The 7,584-nt window shown below is 72.5% G+C and carries 3 protein-coding genes and 1 pseudogene; all 4 read left to right on the top strand.

Going from position 1 to position 7,584, the window contains the following annotated elements:
* A pseudogene (locus FF041_RS37715) lies at positions 1 to 778 on the top strand (serine/threonine protein kinase); the annotation flags it as partial.
* A gap of 158 nt (positions 779 to 936) precedes the next feature.
* On the top strand, positions 937 to 3,786 hold the full coding sequence (locus FF041_RS04780) for a protein kinase family protein (protein WP_323391223.1): 2,850 nt from the start codon (positions 937 to 939) through the stop codon (positions 3,784 to 3,786).
* A gap of 184 nt (positions 3,787 to 3,970) precedes the next feature.
* On the top strand, positions 3,971 to 5,722 hold the full coding sequence (locus FF041_RS04775; RefSeq protein WP_323391221.1) for a serine/threonine-protein kinase: 1,752 nt from the start codon (positions 3,971 to 3,973) through the stop codon (positions 5,720 to 5,722).
* 142 nt (positions 5,723 to 5,864) lie between these two features.
* Positions 5,865 to 7,502: a succinic semialdehyde dehydrogenase gene (locus FF041_RS04770; protein ID WP_153521156.1), complete on the top strand. Its 1,638-nt coding sequence runs from the start codon at positions 5,865 to 5,867 to the stop codon at positions 7,500 to 7,502.
* The last annotated feature ends 82 nt before the right edge of the window (positions 7,503 to 7,584 follow it).

Raw genomic sequence — 7,584 nt, 5'->3', positions numbered from 1 at the left:
CGCCGTGCTGGCCGCCGTGCTCTATCTGACCCTCGGCGACGACGAGGAGAAGAACGGAGCCAAGAGCGGTGCCGACGTGACCGCTTCGGCCGGTGCCGAGTCCTCGGCCGACACCGGGTCCTCGGCCGGAAGCGAGACCACACCCGACGGCGAGAGCGGGAAGCCGGCGGAGAGCGGTACCGCCGGATCGGGGGAGAAGACGGGCCAGGACGACACGGACAAGGGCGACGGCGGCAAGGACGGCGGCGGCAAGGACGGCGACCAGTCCGACTCCTCGTCCTCCTCGTCCTCCTCGGCCGGAGGATCCGGCGGGAAGGGCGTGCCGGACGGATACGGCAAGATCTCCAATGGCCGTTTCCGCTTCGCCATGGCGATGCCCGAGGACTTCTCCATGACCGATGTCGCCGGACAGAACTCCGGAGGGATATTCAGCGAGAGCGGCGGGTTCCCCCGGGTCCAGGTCGACTTCACCGCCACACCCGGGGACGACGCCGCTGCCGCCTGGCAGGCCAGCGTCCCCGGCACCCGCGCCCAGAGCGACGGCTACCAGCACCGCTCCATCAAGACGATCGAGTACAAGGGCTATCCGACGGTCGCCGACTGGGAGTTCGAGCGCAACCAGAAGGGCCAGCGAATACGCGTCCTCAACAGGGGATTCAAGGTGGACGCCCAGCATGGCTACGCGATCATGGTCAGCTGCAAAGCGAGCGAATGGGACGAGTCGGAGTGCAAGACCCTCCGCCGTACGGCGTTCGCCACATTCAAGCCCAAAGGCTGAGGCGGGACACGTATCGTGAGAGGTCGCGGACGGTAATGGACGGCAACGGGACGCTCCGCGACCGGAATTGACACCCGACGCATCGGCCCATGCGCCGATGTCGTGCCGATCCGGCATGACCCGCCGGTGAACGGGCAGCTCATCTGAGGGGAGGCGACGTGGACGACTATGCGGGAAGGGTGCTGGCCGACCGCTACCGTCTGCCCCTGACCCCGTCCGACGAGTACGAACTGGTCGAGACCCGGGCCTTCGACACCTACAGCGGACAGGAAGTCCTGGTGCGCCAGGTGCCGCTGCCGGAGGTCGTGGAGGCCGAGGTCGTCGACGCGGACGGCCCCCTGGGAACCGCCCTGTACGGAAGAACGCCCTCGCACACTCCTCGCAGACGCACCGACCCCGCCGTGCTGCGCGCCGTCGAGGCCGCTCAGGCAGCCGCCCGGATCCCCGACCACCCCCGTCTCGACCAGGTCTTCGATGTGTTCGCCGAGGCCGGATCGCTGTGGATAGTGAGTGAGCGGGTCGCCGCCCGCCCGCTCGCCGCGCTGCTCGCCGAGAAGCCCCTCACCCCGTACCGCGCCGCCGAGGTCGCCTCCGATGTGCTGACCGCGCTGCTCGTGCTCCACGCGCACGGCTGGACCCACCGCAACATCACCAGCCGCACGGTCCTGGTCTGCGACGACGGACGGATAGTGCTGACCGGTCTCGCGGCGGGCGCGGCGGAGGAGGCGCTGTGCGGGTACGCGCCGGTGCCGGTGGAGGCGCCGGAGGAACTGCCGTCGTACGACGACGAGGACGGCTACCACGCCTACGGCGGCCAGGGCTCCGAGAACCCTGACCACCAGGACCCGGACGGCGACGACGACGGCGAGTTCTTCGACGAAGACGAAGACCATGACGAAGACCATGACGAAGACGGCGACGGGTACGGGACCGAGGGCGAAGAGGGCGGCGAAGAGGCCGAGGCGGACCCGGGGTACGGGCGTCATGACACCGGCCCAGGCCCCGGCCCCGTACGGCCCTATGAGCGGCCTGTGCTCCCCGGCGCGGGAGCGCCGGACTCCCGTGCGGCCCGAGGGGGCGCGATAGCCGCCTACCGCGCCGGGGCCCGCGCCGCCGCCCGCGACGGCGGTGACGATGGCGGCTTGCCCGTCCAGACGGGCCATGACCCCGACTGGTGGGCGCGCGGACCCGGTGACGGGGACCAGGAGCCCGACCGCGGCTTCGAGGACGGGGACGAGGGCGGATACCCCGATGGCGCGGAGGACGCGTACGGCCCCGAAGGGCCCGAAGACCCTGCGGGCCCCGGCCACGCCCGGCTCGCGGGGACCTGGCACGACGCCCCCTTCCCCGGCCAGGACGGCCCGCCCCCGCTGCCCGCGGGCGGCGGCTTTCTGCCGGTCGAGCCCCGTCCCCTGCCCGACGTGGACGAATCCCCGGGGCTCCTTCCCCCGAGCGAGCCGGGCTTCGGCCTCTACCGCGACGACGACCCCTATGGCGTACGGCAGCGGCCCCCGGCCCCGGAGCGCGGCGGCCAGGACGACGGGGACCCCGGCCGGCGGCCTGTCCTGCCCGCCGCCGAAGCGGCGTCCCCGCCCTCGGGCGGCGGCTGGGACCGAGGCGGCGCGGGCCGGGAGGCCCTGCGGGCGGACGCCCAGCGCAGCCCTCTGCCCGCCGCCCCCGCGCAGACCCCGTCCGGCAGCTGGGACACGGCCGTCACGGGCGGCGAAGCACCGCTGTACCGGGGGCCCGCCACCCCCCTCGCCGCCGAGCGCGCCCGGCAGACGCGTATCGCCGTCGTCGGGGCCGTCACCGAACGCTGGGCCCCCGAACAGGCCGGCCCCGTCCATGAGAACTGGCAGCTCGCCGCGCCGGTAGGACCCGCCACCGACCTCTGGGCCCTCGGCGCGCTGCTCTACCGCTCCGTCCAGGGCCATGCGCCCTACCCCGAGGACAGCGCCGCGGAGCTCGTCCAGCTCGTCTGTTCCGAGCCGCCCGCCTTCGCCGAGGAGTGCGGCCCGCTCCGCCCGGTCGTCGAGTCCCTGCTGCGCCAGGACCCCACCGAGCGCCCGGACACGGAGGAACTGCGCGGCTGGCTCCGTTCGCTGGTGCGCTCCGCCCCCGAGCCCGAGGCCGGGGTCGGGGTCGTACCGCTGCCGCCGAGCGCGGCGGTGGACGGCAGCAGGCTCCCCGTCGTACGCCGCCGGGGTGAGCTGGTGCGCAAGCGCCGCACCGGCTCCGCCGAGGTGGTGCACGGCCGCCACCGCCACAAGAAGCCCCGTGACGGTGGGCGCGGTCCGCGCGCCCTCGGCCGCACCCTGCTGCTGGTGGTACTGCTGCTGATGCTCGCGGCCATCGGCTACGCCGTGGCGTTCATGCCGAACTCCTCGGACCAGGACCGCACCGAGCCCCCGGGCAAGGCCGGTCCGCGCCCGACCGCGTCACAGAGCGCCTCGCAGAGCGCCTCGCAGAGCAAGGAGTCCGGGAGCCCCGGCCCCTCGCCGTCCCTTACGTCCGGGGCCCAGCGACCGCAGACGTCCACACAGGCGGCCGACCCGCCTCCCGGCTTCGTCTCGCGATCCGACGCCGAGGGCTTCTCGGTGGCCGTGGACAAGTCCTGGGACCGCAGGCCGATGAACGACATCGGCCAGATCCGCTACAGCGACGGCGACTTCACGCTGATCGTCGTCCCCGGCCGGGACAGCGTGCGGACGGACGGCGACGACCCGCTGGTCTATCAGCGGGACAAGGAGCGTGAACTCCAGCCGTTCCGGGACTCGTCCTGGGCCGAGGCGACCGGACTGCGGCGGATCGAAGTGGGGCAGCGGGTCATGGCCGAAGGCCAGTACAGCTGGCAGGACGCCAACGGGCGTCAGGTGTACGTACGCAATCTGGTGATGATCCTCGACGGCCGCTACCACATCGTCCAGGTCATCGGCCCGGATGAGCAGCGCGACAAGGTGACGGCGGCCTACCGCGCGGCGGCCGACACCTACCGTACGACCGGCTGAGAGGTGCGGCCTGCTGAGCGGTACGACCGGGGGCGGTCCCGTACGGCCGGATCGGGTGCGGGAGTCTGAGGACAGGGCCCCGGTGCGGAGACATCCCGTGGAATACGGGCAGTTGGGCGTGGCGCGAGTTCCGTGCGGGTGATCCCGTTCCGTAATCTGGGGCCCGGAGAACGAGGCGGGGGACGTGGGCAACTCACAGAGCGCGGAGGCGGGTCTGCTGCTCGCCGGGCGGTACCGGCTGGGCGAGACCATCGGCCGTGGCGGCATGGGCCGGGTCTGGCGTGCGCACGACGAGGTGCTTCACCGCGTCGTCGCCGTCAAGGAACTGACGGCCGGGATGTACGCCTCCGAGCCGGACCGGGCCGTACTGCACGCCCGTACCCGGAAAGAGGCCCGGGCAGCCGCCCGTATCACCCATCCCGGCGTGGTCACCGTGCACGATGTGCTCGACCACGACGCCCGGCCGTGGATCGTCATGCAGTACGTCGACGGCCGCTCCCTGGCGGAGGCCGTCAAGGAGTCGGGGCGCATCCCCGTGCCGGAGGCGGCCCGGATCGGAGCGCGCATACTGCGCGCGCTGGAGGCGGCCCATGCGGCCGGAGTGCTCCACCGGGACGTCAAACCCGCCAATGTGCTGCTCAGCCGGGACGGGCAGATACTGATCACCGACTTCGGGAGAGCCGCGATCGAGGGCGACTCCACCATCACCCGGACCGGGGAGATCGTCGGCTCCATCGACTATCTGGCCCCCGAGCGGGTGCGGGGCGGCGATCCCGGCCCGGCGTCCGACCTCTGGTCGCTGGGGGCGACGCTGTACACGGCGGTGGAGGGGACGTCCCCGTTCCGGCGCTCGTCGCCGCTCTCCACCATGCAGGCGGTGGTCGGCGAGGAGCCGCGTCCCCCGGAGCACGCGGGACCGCTCACCCCCGTGATCATGGCGCTGCTGGACAAGGACCCCGCCGCGCGCCCATCGGCCGAGCAGACGGGGCGAATGCTGCGGGCGGTGACGGAGGGGAAGCCCCCGGAGCCCCGCGCCGAGCGGCCGACCCTGCGTCAGCCGAACCCTTTCCCGGGCACTTCCCCGAGCACCTCCCTGAGCGCCTTCCCGGGCCCGGCGGCGAGCCCGGACACGCCCGCGGACGCCTTCCCCGACGCGCCCACGAATCCGTCCATGGGCGCGTCCACGGGCACGTCCACGGGCCCGGTGCCGGATCAGCCGTCCCGCGCCCGCGCCCGCGTCCGATGGCGTGCCGGACGGCTGCGTACCGGACGGCTGCGCACCGTCGCGATCGCCGTCGTGCTGTCGGCCGTGGTCGGCATCGGCGCGGGACTCACGGCCATGCGGTACTCGGACGATACGGACGGCCGGGAGCGCACCGTCGGCGAACAGACGGAAGCCGCCCGGAAGAACCTCGACGACCCGCCCGCCACGGTGACCGGCTCCCCTGACGCCAAGGAAGCCAAGGACGCCAAGGCAGCCCCGGACGTTCCGGACGGCTGGCGGCGGGTCAGCGACCCGGCGGGCTTCAGTCTGCTCGTACCCGAGGGCTGGAAGCGTCAGCTCAACGGTAAGCAGATCGACTACGCCCCCGACGACGGCCGCTACCGCATCCGGATAGGGATCGAATCCGCGCCCGACTTCGAGAATCCGTACAAGCATCTGCTGGCTCTGGAGGAGATCCAGGAGACGCTGCCCGACTACCGCAGGGTGAGGCTGGAGCCCAACGACTTCCGGGACCGGCCGAAGTCCGCCGTCTGGGAGTTCTCCTGGACCGAGGGTGGCTCCTCCCCCGGGCCCCGCCGGGCCATCGACCAGATGTACTACGGGGACGACGGAACGGAGTACGCGCTCTATATGACGGGTCCGGCGGCGGACTGGGCCACGACGCGGGAGCGGTTCGACGTCATGCTGCAGAGCTGGGAGCCCCCGAAGTGACCGCCACCTCCCTCCGCCCACCAGACGGCAAGCGCCTGATCAGGACTGATGTGCCAGCGATTGCTGGCGCGATGGCGAGGGGTCGCCGAAAGCCGTTACCCACGGGTACCCAAAGCGTCGATCGCGGCATACTCTCGGCTCCATGACGGACTCGAAGGCCCCCGACCCGACGGACACGAAGCCTGCCGCAGCGCTCGGGGCCAACCCCGTGGCCGCCGCGCCGGCCGGTGCCCGCACCGCCGCCGATGTGGTCACGCCGGAAGTCGTGGCCCAGCTCACCCGGGGGGTCGTCGGCTCCGGCCGCACCCTGAACCACACTCCCTTCACCGGGGAGAAGCTGGCGGATCTGCCCGAGTCGACGCCGGACGACGTGGCCGAGGCGTTCGCCCGCGCCCGCGCCGCGCAGACCGCATGGGCCCGCACCCCGGTCCGCGCCCGCGCCGCCGTGCTGCTCCGCTTCCACGATCTGCTGCTGGAGCGGCAGGCCGAAGTCCTCGACCTCATCCAGCTGGAGACCGGCAAGGCCCGGCTGCACGCCCATGAAGAGGTCCAGGCCGTGTCCCTGGCGGCCCGGCACTACGGCCGCCGGGCCGCCGCCTATCTGCGCCCCCGGCGGCACCCGGGCGTGGTCCCGGTGCTCACCAGGACCACCGAACTGCGCCAGCCGCGCGGAGTCGTCGGCCAGATCGTCCCCTGGAACTATCCGCTGGAGCTCTCCGCGGGCGATGCGCTGCCCGCGTTCGCATCCGGGAACGCGGTGGTGATGAAGCCCGACACCGAGACCGCGCTGACCGCGCTGTGGGCCCGTGATCTCCTGGTCGAGGCGGGGCTGCCCGCGGAGATCTTCCAGGTCGTCCTGGGCGAGGGCCCGGTCATCGGCCCCGAGATCGTCAAGCACGCCGACTACGTCTCCTTCACCGGCTCCACCCGCACCGGGCGCGAAGTCGCCCAAGGCGCCGCCGCCCGGCTGATCGGCGTCTCGCTCGAACTCGGCGGCAAGAACGCGATGCTCGTCCTGGCGGACGCCGACATCGAGAAGGCGGCGGCCGGAGCCATCCGTTCCTGCTTCTCGTCGGCCGGACAGCTCTGCATCTCCATCGAGCGGCTGTACGTCCATGAGTCGGTGGCCGACCGGTTCACCGAGCGGTTCGCGGCCCGCACCCGGGCCATGCGCCTCGGCGGCTCGCTGGCGTACGGAGCCGACATGGGCTCCATGGCCGGCGAACGCCAGCTGGAGACCGTCACCCGCCATGTGGACGAGGCCGTCGCCAAGGGCGCGACCGTCGTCGCGGGCGGAGTCGCCCGCCCCGACATCGGACCGCTCTTCTACGAGCCGACCATCCTCGAAGGCGTCGAGCCGCCGATGGCCGTGTGCACCGAGGAGACCTTCGGTCCGGTGGTCTCCCTCTACCGGTTCACGGACGAGGACGAGGTCGTCGAGCGGGCCAACGCCACCGAGTACGGACTGAACGCGAGCGTCTGGTCGCGTGACGGCAAGCGCGCCCACGCCATCGCCGCCCGGCTGCGCGCCGGGACGGTGAACATCAACGAGGCTTATGCGGCGGCGTACGGGAGCGTGGGCTCTCCCATGGGCGGAATGAAGGACTCCGGCCTGGGCCGCCGCCATGGCTCGGAGGGCATCCTCAAATACACCGAGTCGCAGACGGTCGCCCAGCAGCGGCTGGTGCCGCTCGCACCGGCGTTCGGGATGGACGACGAGAAGTACGCGGCGTTCATGAGCCGTTCCCTGCGGGCGATGAAGGCCATCGGCCTGCGCTGATCCCCGGCTGTTTCCGCGCCGGGCCGCCCGTCGCCGTGCTGTTGGCCGTGCTGTCGCTGTGCTGTCGCCGTGCTGAGGAGAG

Source organism: Streptomyces jumonjinensis, from assembly GCF_009600885.1.
GTDB lineage: Bacteria > Actinomycetota > Actinomycetes > Streptomycetales > Streptomycetaceae > Streptomyces > Streptomyces jumonjinensis.
This window is presented reverse-complemented; position numbering and strand designations above follow the sequence as displayed.

What these genes read in the sequence shown, in the direction of transcription:
- FF041_RS04770 (WP_153521156.1), top strand. Translation starts at nt 5,865, where the DNA reads ATGACGGACTCGAAGGCCCCCGACCCGACGGACACGAAGCCTGCCGCA.